Source organism: Algoriphagus winogradskyi (genome assembly GCF_900182815.1).
Lineage (GTDB): Bacteria > Bacteroidota > Bacteroidia > Cytophagales > Cyclobacteriaceae > Algoriphagus > Algoriphagus winogradskyi.
In genome coordinates this window covers 548,111-565,673 of the sequence record NZ_FXUA01000002.1, presented here as the reverse complement: position 1 = coordinate 565,673, position 17,563 = coordinate 548,111, and the positions used below count along the sequence as shown (strand labels likewise).

Annotated in this window: 16 protein-coding genes; 11 read left to right on the top strand and 5 right to left on the bottom strand. The window is 40.8% G+C overall.

Going from position 1 to position 17,563, the window contains the following annotated elements:
* Positions 1–86: 86 nt before the first annotated feature.
* Positions 87–629 carry a hypothetical protein gene (locus QOL76_RS06910; RefSeq protein WP_283412303.1) on the bottom strand — a complete coding sequence of 181 codons (543 nt, stop codon included), beginning with the start codon at positions 627–629 and terminating at the stop codon, positions 87–89.
* Between the two features lie 289 nt (positions 630–918).
* Between QOL76_RS06910 and gltX the strand changes: the two genes are divergently transcribed.
* The 6 genes from gltX (at position 919) to QOL76_RS06880 (ending at position 5,149) form a co-directional block, all read left to right on the top strand.
* Positions 919–2,457: a glutamate--tRNA ligase gene (gltX, locus tag QOL76_RS06905; RefSeq protein ID WP_283412302.1), complete on the top strand. Its 1,539-nt coding sequence runs from the start codon at positions 919–921 to the stop codon at positions 2,455–2,457.
* Between the two features lie 11 nt (positions 2,458–2,468).
* Complete coding sequence (locus QOL76_RS06900) at positions 2,469–2,672, top strand: hypothetical protein (RefSeq protein WP_283412301.1); 204 nt, start codon at positions 2,469–2,471, stop codon at positions 2,670–2,672.
* Between the two features lie 136 nt (positions 2,673–2,808).
* On the top strand, positions 2,809–3,486 hold the full coding sequence (locus tag QOL76_RS06895; RefSeq protein WP_283412300.1) for an outer membrane beta-barrel protein: 678 nt from the start codon (positions 2,809–2,811) through the stop codon (positions 3,484–3,486).
* Between the two features lie 101 nt (positions 3,487–3,587).
* Positions 3,588–4,082, top strand: a complete 495-nt coding sequence (locus QOL76_RS06890; protein ID WP_283412299.1) for an RNA polymerase sigma factor — start codon at positions 3,588–3,590, stop codon at positions 4,080–4,082.
* The gene (locus QOL76_RS06885; RefSeq protein WP_283412298.1) at positions 4,072–4,383 is read left to right on the top strand and encodes a hypothetical protein; all 312 of its coding nucleotides are present in this window, start codon (positions 4,072–4,074) and stop codon (positions 4,381–4,383) included. The genes QOL76_RS06890 and QOL76_RS06885 overlap by 11 nt, the downstream gene beginning before the upstream one ends.
* 10 nt (positions 4,384–4,393) lie before the next feature.
* A complete protein-coding gene (locus QOL76_RS06880) occupies positions 4,394–5,149 on the top strand; it encodes a Spy/CpxP family protein refolding chaperone (RefSeq protein ID WP_283412297.1) in 756 nt (251 codons plus the stop codon).
* An 88-nt stretch (positions 5,150–5,237) separates the two neighbouring features.
* On the opposite strand, the gene QOL76_RS06875 is transcribed toward QOL76_RS06880, so the two are convergent.
* On the bottom strand, positions 5,238–6,920 hold the full coding sequence (locus tag QOL76_RS06875) for a DUF885 family protein (RefSeq protein WP_283412296.1): 1,683 nt from the start codon (positions 6,918–6,920) through the stop codon (positions 5,238–5,240).
* A gap of 408 nt (positions 6,921–7,328) precedes the next feature.
* Here QOL76_RS06875 and QOL76_RS06870 point away from each other — a divergent pair, with 408 nt between their 5' ends.
* Positions 7,329–8,216, top strand: coding sequence for an ABC transporter ATP-binding protein (locus tag QOL76_RS06870; RefSeq protein WP_283412295.1), 888 nt, complete (start codon positions 7,329–7,331; stop codon positions 8,214–8,216).
* 9 nt (positions 8,217–8,225) lie between these two features.
* Positions 8,226–11,870, top strand: coding sequence for an ABC transporter permease/M1 family aminopeptidase (locus QOL76_RS06865; protein ID WP_283412294.1), 3,645 nt, complete (start codon positions 8,226–8,228; stop codon positions 11,868–11,870).
* Between the two features lie 39 nt (positions 11,871–11,909).
* Here the strand turns inward: QOL76_RS06865 and QOL76_RS06860 are convergent, their stop codons facing one another.
* The 3 genes from QOL76_RS06860 to QOL76_RS06850 all read right to left on the bottom strand — a co-directional run bounded on the left by QOL76_RS06860 (position 11,910) and on the right by QOL76_RS06850 (position 13,743).
* On the bottom strand, positions 11,910–12,119 hold the full coding sequence (locus QOL76_RS06860) for a hypothetical protein (RefSeq protein ID WP_283412293.1): 210 nt from the start codon (positions 12,117–12,119) through the stop codon (positions 11,910–11,912).
* A 13-nt stretch (positions 12,120–12,132) separates the two neighbouring features.
* Positions 12,133–12,666, bottom strand: coding sequence for a hypothetical protein (locus tag QOL76_RS06855; protein WP_283412292.1), 534 nt, complete (start codon positions 12,664–12,666; stop codon positions 12,133–12,135).
* Between the two features lie 210 nt (positions 12,667–12,876).
* Complete coding sequence (locus tag QOL76_RS06850) at positions 12,877–13,743, bottom strand: AraC family transcriptional regulator (protein ID WP_283412291.1); 867 nt, start codon at positions 13,741–13,743, stop codon at positions 12,877–12,879.
* A gap of 130 nt (positions 13,744–13,873) precedes the next feature.
* Between QOL76_RS06850 and QOL76_RS06845 the strand changes: the two genes are divergently transcribed.
* The 3 genes from QOL76_RS06845 (at position 13,874) to QOL76_RS06835 (ending at position 17,511) form a co-directional block, all read left to right on the top strand.
* A complete protein-coding gene (locus QOL76_RS06845; RefSeq protein ID WP_283412290.1) occupies positions 13,874–14,764 on the top strand; it encodes a dihydrodipicolinate synthase family protein in 891 nt (296 codons plus the stop codon).
* A gap of 120 nt (positions 14,765–14,884) precedes the next feature.
* The gene (locus QOL76_RS06840; protein ID WP_283412289.1) at positions 14,885–16,339 is read left to right on the top strand and encodes an aldehyde dehydrogenase (NADP(+)); all 1,455 of its coding nucleotides are present in this window, start codon (positions 14,885–14,887) and stop codon (positions 16,337–16,339) included.
* Between the two features lie 167 nt (positions 16,340–16,506).
* Complete coding sequence (locus QOL76_RS06835; protein WP_283412288.1) at positions 16,507–17,511, top strand: 4-hydroxyproline epimerase; 1,005 nt, start codon at positions 16,507–16,509, stop codon at positions 17,509–17,511.
* The last annotated feature ends 52 nt before the right edge of the window (positions 17,512–17,563 follow it).

Genomic DNA, 17,563 nt, shown 5'->3' with positions numbered 1-17,563 from the left:
GATATTAAGCAGCTTTTCCCTGCTAATTAACATCTGAAGTCAATAAGAGTTCAGAATAAATGCTTTGGTACAAAAAAGGCACCCAATCATTTTTTAGGGTCCCTATTTCTCCGACTTGTATCTTTAGGGAAAAACCGCATGGGGTCATCAATAAGAATACATTCAGGACCGGGATAATCTACTCTAACTCTGGTTTTATAAAGGGTAAAATTAGTGGAATGCAAGAATTTCTTTTCAGAACAAAAATCCTCCGGTAGAATAATATAAAGCTCTGAGCCTTCAGAATTAAAAGTACTCCAATCTTCGACGCCAATTTCAGACGAAAACTGAACACCGGAATTTAACATTTCAGCAAGAGACATTTCCAAAAGTTCAGGAGGATTCAAGTCAATATCCCCATTAAAGAGGTGAACCGATGCCAACGTATCCTGTTCATCATAAGAATAATAGGAGGAAGAAAGCCATACTTTATTAGTAGTTATAGAGAAGTACTGCTCGTCAATTGGTCTACGCTTTCCCCATTGTTGACAATCGTCGATGATAACAAAAACCTTCTCTTTTTCTGCCTTGGAAAATGAGGTAAAAACAAGAAGTCCAATTACTACACTTATGGATTGAAAATTAGACATATAATCATCTTATTTGATATCAAAAGACCATTGATAGCGCTCGGAAAAGCACCTCAAATTAACCCTGGCTAACTAATTTTAATGGATCTAATTTGCTGTTTTGGTTGGATAAGCTAAAAACTATTCACAAAATTTAAGTTATAAGCATCCCTCGACTTTCAAAATGAATTGTTCCACAGCCCATTCTACACTTCCCTTCATACACAAACATTTTCCTATCTTTGCCCCCTGATCACAAAATCAAAACATGCCCTAACCTTTACTGGCGAGGGTATCGACCTAAACATCCATGAGTAGAGAAGTTCGCGTAAGATTCGCTCCATCACCGACGGGGCCTTTACATATTGGCGGTGTACGTACCGCGCTTTACAATTACCTTTTTGCCCGAAAAATGGGCGGTAAGTTTCTCCTAAGAATAGAAGACACAGATCAAACTCGCTTTGTACCTGGAGCGGAAGATTACATCAAAGAATCACTGGAATGGCTGGGAATTTCTCCGGACGAAAGCCCATGGAATCCCGGCGACTGCGCTCCTTATCGCCAGTCTGAGCGCAAGCCAAGCTACATGCAATATGCGCTTGATCTAGTAGAAGCTGGACACGCTTATTATGCTTTTGATACTTCCGAGGAACTTGAAGCCATGCGTGAGCGATTGACCGCTGCGCGCGTAGTTCAACCACAATACAATAGTATCACAAGAACGCAGATGAAAAACTCGCTGACACTTCCTGAAGAAGAAGTGAAGGCAAGATTGGCATCAGGAGAACCCTATGTGATCCGTGTAAAGATCCCACGCAAGGAGGAAGTACGCCTGAATGACATGATCCGTGGCTGGGTGATGGTGCAGTCTGCTACGCTAGATGACAAAGTATTGATGAAATCTGACGGGATGCCAACGTACCATTTGGCAAATATCGTCGATGATCATTTGATGAATATCACCCATGTAATCCGCGGTGAAGAATGGCTTCCTTCAGCTCCTTTACACGTATTGCTCTATAAATTCTTTGGCTGGGAAGATACGATGCCTGAGTTTGCTCACTTACCTCTTTTGCTAAAGCCAGACGGAAATGGAAAGCTTTCCAAGCGTGATGGTGATAAGCTAGGATTTCCTGTCTTCCCACTGAATTGGGAAAACAAGGTAGATGGCGATACGGCAGCTGGCTTCCGTGAGCAAGGTTATTTGTCAGATGCCTTTTTGAATTTCTTGGCATTCCTTGGCTGGAACCCAGGCGATGAGCGGGAAATTTTCTCTTTGGAAGAATTGATCGAAGCTTTCTCAGTAGAGCGAATCGGTAAGTCAGGGACTAAGTTTGATATCGCGAAAGCAAAGTGGTTCAATGAGCAATATTTGAGAGCAAAATCAAATGCAGAATTAGCACCCTATGTGATCGCAGATGCCGCTAAAGAAGGAGTAACTATTATTCAAGACACAGCCGAAGCTTTGGTAGCATTAATGAAGGAGCGCGTGACTTTCCCTGCCGAAATTTGGCAAGGAAGTAGATTCGTGGTAGAAGCTCCTACGGAATTTGATCAGGATATTGCAGGCAAAAGATGGAATGCTGATGCGGTGACAATCCTTACTGCGTATGCAGAGACACTAGAAGGGTACACTGGTGATTTCGATGCAGAAAAAGCTAAAGCTTTGCTTGGAGAAACTGCCGAAGCAAAAGAACTAAAATTAGGAAAATCAATGCAAGCGGTTCGCTTGGCTGTGACTGGTGTAGGTGCAGGGCCTGATTTGATGGAGATTTTTGCTATTTTAGGGACTGAAGAAGTGGCCAAGCGAATCAGATTTGCGTTAGCTACTCTAGAAGTAATCGGCTAAATACATAAGCTATGACAAAGAAGAAAAAGAAAAACGAAGACCCTAAGGTTCATGAAGACTTGAACGGCTTTAAGATGAACATAAATTCCTTTGGTGAGATTTCCTCTTCCTTTTCTATTGACAAAATCAATGAGTTTCTCAATAAGAATGTGGAGGACAAAAAATTAAAGGACAGAGACGATTTAAAATCTGATGAAAAGGAGAAGAAATCCTAAGGTCAAATTTCTTAACCAAATGCACAAAGAGCTCCCATATGGAGCTCTTTTGTTTAGCTCTATCTCCTCCCAGCACGTGAATCCGAGAAAACGTTAAATAAAACCTGACAAAATCGATAATTAGTTACTTTTGGACATGAACAGAGTTTTGCTGACGGGCATTTTCATTTTATCCTCTTTAGCTGCACTTGCGCAAACAAGTGTCGGAATCCGTGGAGGCTATACTACCTCCACCTATTCCTATCGGCCCACACCCAGCACCCGAGGGATTTCAGTTGATGGAATCGGAACCCCTACATTTGCCTTGGTTTTTGAACATTTCAATGCAAAAAATGCCGGAATCGAAGTCAATCTTCAGTTTTTGCGCTTAGGTTTCATGCAGGTTTCTGATGAAGATATAGAACCGGAATTAGTCAATGAAACTCAGTTTGATTACCTAAAAATCCCCATGCTTTCCAGCTTTTTTCTTGGAAAATCAGGGAGATTTCAGATCAAACTTGGCCCACATTTAGGCTATCTACTTCAGGCAAAAGATATCAGCCGGGAATTTTCTAACGCCTCTCCTGCAGAAATCCCAACATATGGAGGTTTGGATGATAAGCCTCGAAAAATCATGTACGGACTTACTGCAGGAGCAGGGATTTCCAAACTTTTTGGTAAAAGCACTTTGACTGGAGAGGTGCGATTTGCCTATGACTTCACCAATCCAGAAGGACAAGAACGTATTTTCGACATGAACTCCACTAATCTGGAATTTACTTTGGCGTATTTGTTTAGAGTTAGAGATTCAAAGACCTCAAATGTTGTAAAGTAAGAAAGTTGTAAGGTTATCAACTTTCCAACCTTCCAACTAACATTAAAACTTTTCAACCTACTTGTCATATATTAGATTCATTCCCCGACTAATGGATGTAAATGAATCGCAGCCAGCTTGATCATATCTTAAAAGCCCACCATAGGGATGCATACCTCTGGGCTAGGCAATGTTGCTCTTTTGAGGATGAGATGGCAAAGGATGTGCTTCAGCAGGCATATTTGAAGATTTTGGAGGGACAGGCAAAGCTTAAGGATGCATCAAAAGCTAAAACTTGGCTTTTTTCAATCATCAGATATACGGCGATTAACGAATTTCGAAAAGCTGGAAAAGTAGTTTCACTTTCCGATTCCTACGATCCAGTAGAGCTTACTGAGGAAGTGGACGCCACTGATTATCAAGGAATAATCAAGCACTTACCAGAGATGCAGCGAGAAGTGATTTTGATGGTTTTTTATCATCAGATGACCATCGCTCAAAGTGCCGAAATCCTTCAGATCGGCCTAGGGACCGCGAGAACGCATTACGATCGCGGGAAAAAGAAACTCAAGGAATTAATTACGAAAGTTCAAATCCAAGAAGAATATGGAAAATGACGAACAATTAGAACGTTTTTTTGATCAGATGAAAAAGCAGGATGAGAGAATTGAAATCCCAGCTTTCCCAGAAGTCAAAACACGGAAATTCGGGTTTTGGATTCCTGCAGGAATTGCTGCGTCTATGATCTTCGCATTTCTATTCATCCAAGAGCCTGCTCCTATCGAAAGTACAACTCCTGAAGTAGTAATTATTACGCTAGTTGAGGATGAAAATCAAAATCAACATTTCACCATTGAAGAAAGTACATTCCTGGATACCTGGGAATCACCTACTGCTTCATTATTGACTGAATATTAATCACACTAAAATGAAAAATATACTCTTCCTATGTCTTATGCTGTCAGCAAATTTTGCAACTGCACAAGACCTATTTCAGAAAAATCTATACTCTGCTGATAGAGTAATGGAAATGCGAAAGGTACTAGAACTTACCGATTCGCAGGCTTTGAATATCAAAAAAATCCATAGCGAGAATGCCGGCAAATTCAGTGCTATGAAGTGGGATCTAGATGATGCCACAGAAAAACTAAAAGCGCTTTTGGATGAATCCAAAGTCGATGCGGTTGCGGTTCAAAAGCAAATGGACAAGGTTTTAGCGCTTGAAAACTCACTGAAAAAGCAACAGCTTAGCACAATGGTCTCTATCAAAAATGAACTTAGTCCAGAGCAGCAGGGAATATTGCAGTCTCCAAGGATAGAAACCGTGAATGGGGTAAGTGTCATAGGTTATGGTAAAAACTCAGTTAGCTCATCAACATCTGGTCAGGGTTATGCCACTAACTACAGAGTAGGTAAGCCACTTTTTGGAGTTGCAGGTATTGGCTCCAACTCTTCAAGCCCGAAAGTAATAGTCCAAGGATTAAGCTCCAATCAAGAAAATGCGCCTCTTTACATACTGGAAACCAAAGGTGGAATGAAGGAATTCACAGACTTCAGTAAAATCAATCCCGATGATATCGAAAGTATCAACGTACTGAAAAACAAATCTGCAAAAGACACTTACGGAGAAAAGGGTAAGAATGGCGTTATCATTATTAAGTTGAAAGAAAATCCCAAAAAGTAATTTGATTCTTGGTTTTAATATGAAAAAGGAGTCCGAAAATTCGGACTCCTTTTTTGGTTTCACGCACAATCTGAAACTTATATTTTCTTTAATCCAAAAACTTCCAACTCGCCTTGTGATCCTTTTTGAGTGGCTGGCCAGTGACTTTTGCTCTTAAGATCTCCACAGGCATCGCATTTTGGCTTAACACCAAATCATGGTATTCCTTCTCGGTCATTTTTCCAGAATTGACTACTTCATCTCTTAACGAATAGAATTCTAATGCACCTATCATGTAGGCTATTTGATAGAGAGGACCATATCCACCTTCAAATGATCTCCTTACCTCAGCTTCGGCATTGGCGCGCTCATGCCCTACTTTGTCCACAAGAAGGTCAATACACTCTTGTGGAGTCATTTTCTCCAAATGATAATTCAGAGAGAAAATGATCCGTGCGCAGCGGTGCATTCTCCAGAAAAGCATCCCTACTTTGTCCTTTGCATCCCTCGGAAAGTCTTTGTCCCATAGCACAAACTCCCAATAAAGTGCCCAGCCTTCCGTCCAAAACGGAGTTCCGAACATACGTCGATGAGTCATATTTCGCTGGTTCATAAACTGCTGTAAATGATGACCCGGAATCAGCTCGTGCTGAACAGTGGCTCTTGAAAAATGCGGATTATTCCCTCGCATACTCATCATCTTGTCCTCATGACTCATTTCTGAGGTAGGATATGCAATCTGTATAGATTCGCCACCGAGAAAAAATGGGCTTACGCGCTGGCGCTCTGCAGAAATCATGATAGTTCTCCAAGTTTCCTTTGCCAAGGGTGGTACGGTAACCAAGTCATTTGATTCTACATAGTCTGTAGCTTCCTCAGCCAATCGGATCACTTCTGCAGGCCATTCTCCGGCTGGGAAATAAGCCTCTTTTACCATTTCCAGTGCAGCTTTCCAGTCATCACCAAAGCCGAGTTCATTTGATGCTTTCAGCATTTCTTTCTCACACCAAGCAAATTGCTTCTCCGCTTCCGCTATCAATTCTTCTGGACTATAAGCAATCATCTCAAATGCCAACTGCTTCTCCAAAGCATCTCTGCCTATAGGCCTTCCGATAATTCCACTTCCATCATCCTTCACCGAATTGGTATAATGCTCGCGCAAAGCTTTAGCGTAAGCTTTCATGCTTGCATCGAGCTTTTTCCAAGGCTCGGGCATCCACCAAGTGAACATGGGGTCATAGTCGAAGTAATAATTGTATGCTTCTCCGGTAGCTCTGTCCATCGCCTCTACTGCTGTCGCTGCAAGATCTGCTTTCTGCCAGCTATTGTATTTCGGTGTCGAGGAAAGATTTTTCAATTGTGCATCTACCTGTTTTGCAACTTCATTCCAAGTAGCTGCAAGCTTTTGAGGCTCCGGCTTCTTGGCTCTTCTTCTTCCTTGATAGAATTCTTCAAGGGGTTTTGAAAATGCCAAAACTCCAGCTATTTCATCAAAAGAGGCTTTTTCAATGGCCAGCTCAGCCAGCTCCTTTTCTAAATAATTCCGGAAAAGCACATAATCTATTTTACCATCTTCTGACAGAGAATTGTAATTCACTTTACCCAAATTGCTTAAATACTCCTGGTTGAATTTCTGAATTCTGGAAAAATATTCCTCAGAAAAAGGGTTGGAATAAAGTCTCCTCAATGCTCCATAATCAGCTTGATAGGTCTGAATGGTTTCAGCAAGTTCGGTCGAAAACCCCAAAGTGGAAATTAAACAGAAAATCAGGAGTAGATAGATTTTTTTCATCTGCATGTAAGTTGCTTGTCAAAGTTCATATAGAATCTCGCATAGGTTTCTTTCATCCCATTTGTGCGGCTAGGGGCAGGCTCGATTTCTTATATCAATGATAATGTGAAGCCTTAAATTAAATCTTTTGCGTCTAAATCCTCCAAATGACTTCTCTATAAACCTTTAGAATAGCAAATCTTTGATTAGCGGTAAAATTGATTTTTAGCATTAAGCGACAAATAATTTGTACTCAAATACTTATATTGAAGCAAATCAGGAGTTTAGGCACTTCATGAATTGACCCAAACAGCAATTACTTGAAGGTCGTCGACAAGTGATTTATGTAATTATTTTTAACCATTGCTTTTTCTTTTTAAGGCAATTTTTTAGCCCTAGAAAAAGCAAGCCCACCAAACCCCATTTACTATGGAATTAAAAATCACTAATCTTTCAAAGACCTATCCTAATGGAGTAAAGGCTTTGAATGACATTTCTTTGACTATCCCTCAAGGGATGTTTGGACTGCTTGGGCCAAATGGAGCAGGAAAATCTACCCTAATGCGAACTATTGCGACACTTCAGGATCCAGATTCAGGAAGTATCATGTTGGACAATATTAATGTTTTGGAGGATAAACAGGCCGTACGTGAACGATTAGGTTATTTACCTCAGGATTTCGGTCTCTACCCAAGGATCAGTGCGGAAGTGATGCTAGATCATATCGCTCAAATGAAGGGAATTGGAAACAGGTCAGAACGTAAAGTATTAGTGGAAAGCCTACTTCAAAAAGTAAATCTATACACGCATCGTAAAAAAGGATTAGGTACTTATTCTGGTGGTATGCGCCAGCGATTTGGGATCGCTCAGGCTTTGGTAGGAAGTCCATCACTTATTATAGTCGACGAACCTACAGCTGGTCTTGATCCTTCTGAGCGAAATCGCTTCTATAATCTCCTTTCAGAAATTGGTGAAAACACAGTTGTGATACTTTCTACGCACATTGTTGAAGATGTGAATACCCTGTGCTCAAACATGGCGATTATCTGTCAAGGCGAAGTGCTGATGCAAGGAAAGCCTGCTGAAGGGATTGCTTCAGTAAATGGAAAGATTTACCAAAAATCTATAGAGAAATCTGATCTAGGTGAATACCGGGAGAAGTATTCTGTGATTTCCACCAAACTTCTAGAAGGAAAATTAAGCTTAAGAATAGAGAGTAACGAAACCCCTGGAAATGGATTTGAAGCAGTTCCAGCGGATTTGGAAGATGTGTATTTCAGCCATATTTCTAAAAAAGTGGATCCGATCACCATATAATCTATAGCCATGTTTTTAGATATTTTCATTTTTGAACTGAAATATAGATTCAGTCGTCCGGCGACATACATCTATTTTATGATGTTGCTAATCGTCCCGCTCCTTTTGGTCGGATTCGGCAACACACCTGCTTCGGAGAAGGTTTATCACAATGCCCCTATTGTGATTGCAAACCTTCAACTCTTACTTTCGATATTTGGGATTTTGATTGCCTCCGCAGTTATGGGGGTGCCCATTTATCGTGACCTTGAGCATAAGACTGGCACTTTCCTCTTTAGTTACCCAATCTCTAAATTTGCCTATTTCATGGGAAGATTTTGGGGCTCTTTTGCCACTTTGGTTTTCATCTCTTTTGGTAGCCTCGTCGGGTTTTATTTAGGAACGCTTTTAGGCCCATTATTCGGCACAGATGAGCTACGCTATGGCCCAAACTTACTTATAAATTACCTCCATCCATGGATTACACTTTCTCTTCCCAACTTATGGTTGGCAGGTTCTTTATTCTTTGCATTAATTGTATTTACCAGAAATATCAAATCCATTTATTCCGGAGGAATAGTAGTCTTCATCATTTATCTGCTCGCAAATTTTCTTTCTCAGGATATTGAGAACAAAGATTTAGTGGAAATTATGGATCCTTTTGGGATAAACACATTCAATTTCCAAACTCGTTACCTCACTCCATTTGAGCAGAACAACTTTATCCTACCCGTGGTTGGAAACCTGTTGATCAACAGATTGCTTTGGATCGGGGTCGGTATTCTCTTTTTCGTAGCTGCATATTCGAGATTTAGTTTTACCTATTTCTTTCAAACTCAACAGAAAAAAACGAAATCAGAAAAGCAGGAAGAGAAAACTCCAATCCTACAAAATGTGCTTGCAAAAGTAAATTTCGCAGGAAACTATCAGTGGAACAGTTTCAAAACCCTATCCAAAATAGAGTTTCAAAACATCTTCAAGGATATTTATTTCAAATCAATTCTACTAGGTGGTTTGGTGTTTTTGATTCTGGATTTCTGGATTGGAAACACACTGTACAGTGTACCTAATTTTCCATCTACTTCCTTTTTAATGGAGTATAAAACCTTTGATTACAACCTCTTTGTATTCATTATCATTGTGTTTTTCACCGGAGAAAGTTTGCATCGCGACAAGTCATCCGGATATTCAGTAATCAATGACACTTTCCCAGTCCAAGACGGAACCGTAATCGCTTCCAAATTTGCAGGAATGGCATTTATCTGCTTAATGCTGGCAACCATTCCAATAATTGTGGGATTACTAGTTCAAACACTTAAGGGATATTTCAATTACGATTTGGGAGTTTATCTCGTCGATAGTTACTTGATTTCCCTTCCTGATTACCTACAAATGGTGATGCTGGTATTTGCGGTGCACTTGGTGGTCAATAATAAATTTGCAGGTCACGCGGCAGCTATTGGTATTTGGATGGTGATGATCGTGTTGCGCGACTTCGCAGGATATGATTTCAACCCATTCTTCTTTTCTTATAAGCCTGGCTATCGCTGGAGCGATATGAATGGACTAGGGCATTTTGGAGAACCACTATTTTGGTTTAACCTCTATTGGACAGCAATCGGCTTATTCCTAATTCTTTTCTTCAGCATTTTCTACAGCAGAGGAACAGAGAATTCCTGGAAAAACACCTGGAGAACTGCCAAAAGTCGCCTGACTCAGAAAACTTCCATAGCAGCATACATTTTCCTACTGATAGGAATCGCCTCTGGCGCCTATATTTTCAATGCTGTAGTTTATGAAAATAGCTACCGAACCAGCGATGAGGGTGAGTTACGACAGGTGGCCTATGAAAAGCAGTTGAAGCAATATGAGTTTATGGCTCAACCTAAAATAACCAAAGTCAACCTCAAAGCAGACCTTTTTCCAATGGAGCGGGATGCCTATTTTGAAGCTGCTGTTCAAATGGTAAATAAAACCAATGAACCAATTGACTCAGTACATTTTAATAGCACCAGCTTGACGGATTTTGAAATTCTTTACCAAGGAACAAGTCTGCCATACCGTTTCCCTTTGGTCTATGAACCTGCCAAATTTCAGATTTTCGGTAAAAAGCCGGACCGAGAATGGTATAAAATCACTGCTTTACCAGAGACCATGATGCCAGGAGACACGCTGGACCTTGTGATCAAAAGTAAAGTGACTAATGATGGATTCCCTAATTCTGGCTTTGGGCGTGAATTGGTTTATAACGGAAGCTTTATCGCTGGCGGAATGCCTGAAATTGGTTATTCAGCTGATGGCGAACTTAACAGTGATGAAAAAAGAAGAGAATATGATCTTCCTGAAAAGCTGGAAGATCTACCTCCTCATGACGATCCTTATGGCAAAAACACACTCTTATTCTCTGATGAAGCCGATTTGATACAATTCGAGGCCACAGTCAGCACCATACCGAGTCAAATTGCAATCGCACCCGGTTATTTGCAAAAGGAATGGATCGAAGGTGATCGTCGCTATTTCCATTACATTCAGGATACCCCTATTCAGTCATTTTTCTCAGTTCTTTCTGCCGAATATGAAGTCCTTCGTGATAAGGCAACTTTGACCTCAGGAAAGGAAGTGGATATTGAGATTTATTATCAGAAGGGTCATGAATACAACCTGGATCGCTTTGTAACCTCATATAAGGATGGGCTTAAGTATTTCTCTGATACTTATGGAGACTTCCAATTCCGCCAAATGCGAATTTTGGAATTTCCTCGCTATGCAGGTTTTGCTCAATCATTCCCAAATACAGTCCCTTTTGCAGAAAGCTTTGGTTGGGTAGCAGATTTCTCTGATCCAAATAGTTTTGACTACGTCTATTACGTGACAGCGCACGAACTTGCACATCAGTGGTGGGGGCATCAGATTACTCCAAATTATACTCGAGGAGCCAATTTAATTTCGGAAGCTTTAGCAGAATTCTCAGCATTGATTCTTTCAGAACGTAAGTATGGCAAAGAAAACATGAAGCGATTCCTGAAAGACGAATTGGATGACTATCTCAGCGGTAGGGCAAATGAGGGTAAAAAAGAAAATGTCTTCATCAATTGTAATCGGGCCTACCAATGGTATAATAAAGGAAGTCTGATCCTCTATGGTCTTCGGGACCTTATAGGAGAAGAAGCAATTGACTCAGCTCTGTACAATTTCAACAAGGAATTTGGATTGCGTCAAGCACCACCTTTCCCTGGAAGTTCCGACTTATATAGGCACCTCGCAGCCAAGACGCCCGATAGTCTAATGTACTATTTGGACGACACATGGAACAAAATCACGCTTTATGACAACAAAGCAGAAGAAGTGACTGCGACAAAAATAGCTGATGGAGAATATGATGTAACCCTGAAATTGAAGTCCCAAAAACTTTATGCGGATTCAGGAGGGCAAGAATCAGATGCTCAATACGAAGGTGATTACATCGATGTGGGAATCTTCGCAGCTGACGATACTGATGAGAATGGAAAAGATCGGGTTAATCCACTTTTTGTTCAAAAATACAAGCTCAAACCAGGTGAAACCACCCTTACTATAAGAGTAAAAGGTGAACCTGTAAAAGCAGGAATTGATCCATATAACAAACTCATCGATCGAATCCCTGACGACAACACCATAAGTGTAGAAGTAGAGTAATGCAAAAAGGGTCGTTTCAAGTTGAAACGACCCTTTTTGTTATTTCCTTTTTCTAAGCAAGGCTACAAGTATTAAAACGAATATAGCTCCACCTACTACCCAAGCCCAAGGCTGTTGGTACCATTCTTCCTTACCGATATTCACATCGATATCTAATCCACCATCCTGAGCAAAGGCAGCTACAGAAAAGAACATGGTCATTAGAAATAAAAACACACTCTGCGAGTACTTTTTAAGTTGATTTTTCATGGTCATTTTATTTTTATTTGAATCTAATATTATAAGTCGCCGCTACTCCAATAGTCTGAATATCAACCGAAGGAGCTGAAGTGAAGACTTGATTATAAAAAGCAAAAATATTCCAATCGTAATTATGGTAACCTACCTGTGGACGGATGTAAAACCCTCCGTCACTCGCAATATCACCTGTCAAAAAGGTATATCCTACATCAGTCCCTGCAAAGAATCCTGAAGGCTGAGGATAATATCTTAGCATCAATCCTAAAGGAATGGCTCCGAAATCCTGAGCTCCTGCAACATCTGATTTTTTAAAATACTGCGTGTACCCCGATACGATACCTAATCCAAAATTATCTGTTCTCATAAACTGTCCGGCTACATCAAGCCCGAAAGCGAAAGACGAATAATCTCCAAGGTCTCCGACTGGAACACCTAGATTAAGCCCAAGTTTTAGCCAGGAATTATCTTCATTGATATCTTCGATTTCTCTGGTAGTCTGTGCATAAGAAGCGAAAACTGCCATCATGAGCGTGAGTGATAATAATAACTTTTTCATTGTTGATGTTGGTTTGTTTTTTCATCAGTATTGCCAAAGCAAATGCCACTAAAAAAATAGAGCACCCCAATAACGCTCTAAAAGCCTCTTATTAACCTGTTAACAGGATTTAACAAACCATTTTCGAGGTTAGATAACCAATTAAAAAATCAAATGAATCACCCTATTTTGGGGAATATTCTTCTCAATAGAGCCTTTTGGATAGCTCTTTTATTCCAATTTTCTCCAGTCTTTAGGAGTCATTGCAGTGAGACCTTTGAATGTTTTATTGAAATGGGATAAAGTCTGGAAACCCACTTGAAAAGAGACTTGGGAGATACTTAAATCTGTTTCTAAGAGTAATTTCTTGGCTTCGGTAATTCTAAGCTGCTGCACATATTGAGTAAAAGTCTTTCTCGTCCTAAGTTTGAAAAATCTACAAAATGCCTCCTTACTCATATATGCCTGCTCAGCGACTTCCTCCAAAGTTATCTGTCTTTTGCTGTTATCCAGGATATAACGCATCACTTGATCCATTCTACGCCCATCTCGCTCAGTCATTGTTTTCATAATGGGGATTTGATTCAAAGCCTCTATATCCGGAGACGTAAAATCTAGCAATGATAAAATATGGATACAATGTCCTAGCCTAGTCAATCCTGAAAACTCACCGAATCGAGCAAGTAATGCTGCTATTTCGTTTTTAGTATCTCCAATAATCTTAAAACATCCGGCTATTTTTTCATTGAGATGGATGAGGTCTCGAAAGTCTTCGACCTCAGAGAATGCCTTATTCATAGCTTTGAAATCAAAGAAAAGAGTGTTTCCGCCTATCTTAAGACTGCTTTCCTCCTGATAGTAATCCGAATCGCTCCTGAAAACATGTGGGATACTTTCGGCAAGCAAATACACATCCCCAGGCTCAAACCTTCCAACATAATCTCCAACCAGTAATTGGCCACGCCCTTCTACAATTAGTGTTAATTGAGCCTGTGGATGTTGGTGGAGACTGTCGTAGAAGTGCTTTCCACGGTCTTCCTGATATTGTATAAATGAATTTTCAGATTTAGGAATCTGAAAGGAAATAACTTTACTCATTTGTCATAATAGGCTTGAATTAGTAAATAAACTGAGAATTAATCAATATTTGATCAAAATAGAGTCATTATTTACTAATAGACCACTTTCATGCTTTTAACTCATGCTCTAATTTTGAAAGAAAAAAGCTATGAACTGGAAAGGTGTATTCCCCGCTGTAACGACTAAATTCCATGCTGACGGAAGTTTGGATATGGATCTATTTTTCAAAAACATTGATTTCCAACTGGACTCCGGAGTTCACGGAATTATTCTAGGCGGAACCCTCGGTGAAAGTTCTGTACTAACTCAGGAGGAAAAGATTACCCTAACCCGAGAAACAGTTAATTACCTTGATAGCAAAGTACCGGTGATTTTGAATATAGCAGAAGGAGCAACTCAAGAGGCACTTTTCTGGGCGGCAAAAGCTAAAGAGTTGGGAGCTGCTGGTTTGATGATACTTCCTCCAATGAGATATGCTGCTGACGCTCGGGAAGTAGTTACGTATTTTAAAACTGTAGCGAATTCTACGGATCTTCCAATAATGATTTATAACAATCCTGTGGATTATAAAACACTGGTAACCATAGACATGTTTGCTGAGCTTGCAGAATGTAAAAATATTGAGGCGATCAAAGAATCAACTCGTGACATTTCTAATGTGACTCGGATGCGCAATCGTTTTGGCGATCGTTTCAAATTGCTTTGTGGAGTGGATACGCTTGCGATGGAAGAATTGGTAATGGGAGCAGACGGTTGGGTTGCTGGTTTAGTTTGCGCTTTTCCGAAGGAAACAGTGACAATTTTTAACCTAATCAACGAAGGTAAAAACGAAGAGGCGAGAGAAATCTATCGTTGGTTCCTCCCTCTGTTGGAACTTGATATCTATCCAAAACTAGTACAATACATAAAGCTTGCGGAGCAGCATTGCGGCATTGGATCTGAACACGTACGTGCACCAAGATTGACCTTGATCGGAGAAGAAAGAGCAAGAGTTGAGAAAATCATTACCGATGGTTTGGCTAAACGACCTAAATTGTAGATTATAGTGTTAGGCATTTGGGAAGGTTAACGCATGGGTCAATCAATTGATATTGTGAGCTTTCATTTCCCAATTCAGTCTAATTCATTTTAATCTTTTAACAATCAACCTTACAAACCTATGAACCTCGATCTTATTTTCTCAGCTGCTCAAGAAGCCTTTTTATCGTATAAAAATCTCTCAGGAAGTAAAAAAGCGGATTTTCTAGAAAAAATTGCTGAAATACTTGAAGAGAATCGAAGCGCGATTGTCATGATGGCGGTAAAAGAATCTAATCTTCCAGAGGGAAGAATTAATGGAGAATTAGGCCGGACAACCGGTCAGATTAAGCTTTTCGCTAACCAGCTGAGAGAAGGATCTTGGGTGGAAGCAACCATTGATCCAGCAGATCCAACAAGAACTCCTTTGCCAAAAGCGGATATCCGTAGAATGCTGATCCCTATCGGACCGGTAGTAGTGTTTGGCGCGAGTAATTTCCCTTTGGCATTTTCAACAGCTGGCGGAGACACTATTTCAGCTTTGGCGGCAGGATGTCCAGTGATCTACAAAGGTCACCCAGCACATCCAGATACTTCAAAATTTGTAGGCGATTGCATTTCTCAGGCAGTCAAAAAATCTGGTTTGCCTGACGGGATCTTCACACATGTAGAAGGTGGAGTGAAAATGGGACAAGATCTCGTTAAGCATCCAGTGGCAAAAGCAGTAGCATTTACAGGTTCATACGGTGCTGGTAAATCTCTCTTTAATATAGCAAACGACCGTGACGAGCCTATTCCAGTATATGCTGAAATGGGTTCTGTCAATCCGGTTTTCACTTTCCCTCAGCGCTTAGCCAATGAACTCGTTCCTTTGGCCCAAAGCTATGTGAGCTCCCTGACTTTGGGTGCGGGACAGTTTTGTACTAACCCAGGGCTGATCTTTGTACCAAAAGAATTAGCAGGTCGATTTGAGAATGCAGTAGCTGAAGCTTTGCAAGGAGCTGCTGGCTCACCAATGCTGCATGAAGGGATCGCGAGCTCATATTATTCTGCGATAGATAATCTTAAAACACGTTCAGAACTGAATTGGGTGAAAGTGCCAGATGCTCAGCATTTGATAAACGTAAGTCCAGCTTTGGCTGAGATCAAAGCTGCTGATTGGATTGCGGATGATCTATTCCAGCAGGAAGTATTCGGTTCATTTGCTTTGATGGTAGTCTATGAAAATGAAGCGCAACTAATAGAAGTAGCCAAAAAACTTCATGGACAACTTACGATTACGATTTGGGCTGATTCATCTGAGCTAAAAGCAAACCCGGAGCTGATCAATCTATTGGAGGAGAAATGTGGTCGATTGCTATTTACTGGGGTTCCTACAGGCGTAGAAGTTGGATATGCGATGCAACACGGGGGACCTTTCCCTTCTACTACGAGTGCTAATAGTACTTCTGTTGGGGCTCATGCTATTAAGCGTTTCGCCAGACCAATTGCTTTCCAGGATATGCCAGCCGATTTGCTTCCAGACGCATTGAAAGACGGGAATCCATTGGGAATCACAAGACAAGTAAACGGGAAGTTCACGGTTGAGAAAATCTAAGGGATTACGAGTTACGAAGTTTGATTTACAGGTCTTCCGGAACTTCATCTTCTATTCAAAAAATTCCCCTTCGGGATTTTAAGTACTGTCGGGAGCTCTTTGAGCTCTAATTTTCCAATCCGCCACGGCGGACAAGTAATTTCAATATTCAAATTTTGAATTAATAAATGTCAACACGACACACTTTCTCCTGCATCGATGCCCATACTTGTGGCAATCCGGTGCGGGTAGTTTCGGGCGGAGTTCCCTTTTTGAAAGGAGACAATATGCTGGAAAAGCGCCAGTATTTTCTAGACAATTTAGACTGGATCAGGACGGGATTGATGTTTGAACCTCGAGGTCATGATATGATGTCTGGGTCGATGCTTTTCCCTCCACACAATCCTGAGAATGACGTAGCAGTGCTATTTATTGAGACCAGCGGTTGCCTACCCATGTGTGGACATGGTACGATCGGCACGGTGACGATTGCTATTGAGGAAGGATTGATTTACCCTAAAACTCCAGGGAAGCTTAGACTGGAGACTCCCGCCGGATTAGTTCTCGTGGAGTACAAGCAAGACGGCAGAAAAGTCAAGTCCGTCAAGCTGACGAATGTCAAAAGCTTCCTTGCAAATGAGGGTTTGGAAATAGAATCTGACGAATTGGGAAAATTGACAGTGGATGTTTCTTATGGTGGCAACTTTTATTGCATCGTGGATCCACAGGAGAATTTTCCTGGACTGGAGCATTTCAAAGCAGAACAATTGATCTCCATGGCTCGCTCTCTTCGAAAGAAGATGAATGAGAAATACGAGTTTGTCCATCCTGAGCATCCCGCGATCAAAGGACTTTCCCATGTGCTTTGGACTGGAAAAACCCTCGATCCTACGAGTACAGCTCGCAATGCGGTCTTTTACGGTGACAAGGCAATCGACCGCTCGCCTTGCGGCACGGGAACTTCAGCTCGTCTAGCTCAATGGTATGCAAAAGGATTATTGAAACCGGGAGAAGATTTCATTCACGAGAGCTTCATTGGTTCCAAATTCATCGGAAGAATAGAAGAAGAAACAGAAATAGCTGGTAAACCAGCCATTATTCCAAGTATAGAAGGCTGGGCAAAAGTTTACGGATATAACACCATCATTCTTGATGACGATGATCCCTATGTACATGGATTCCAAGTGATTTAAATTGTACAAAGTACAATGTCCCAAGTACAATGTCTTTGTGACTTGACTTGGT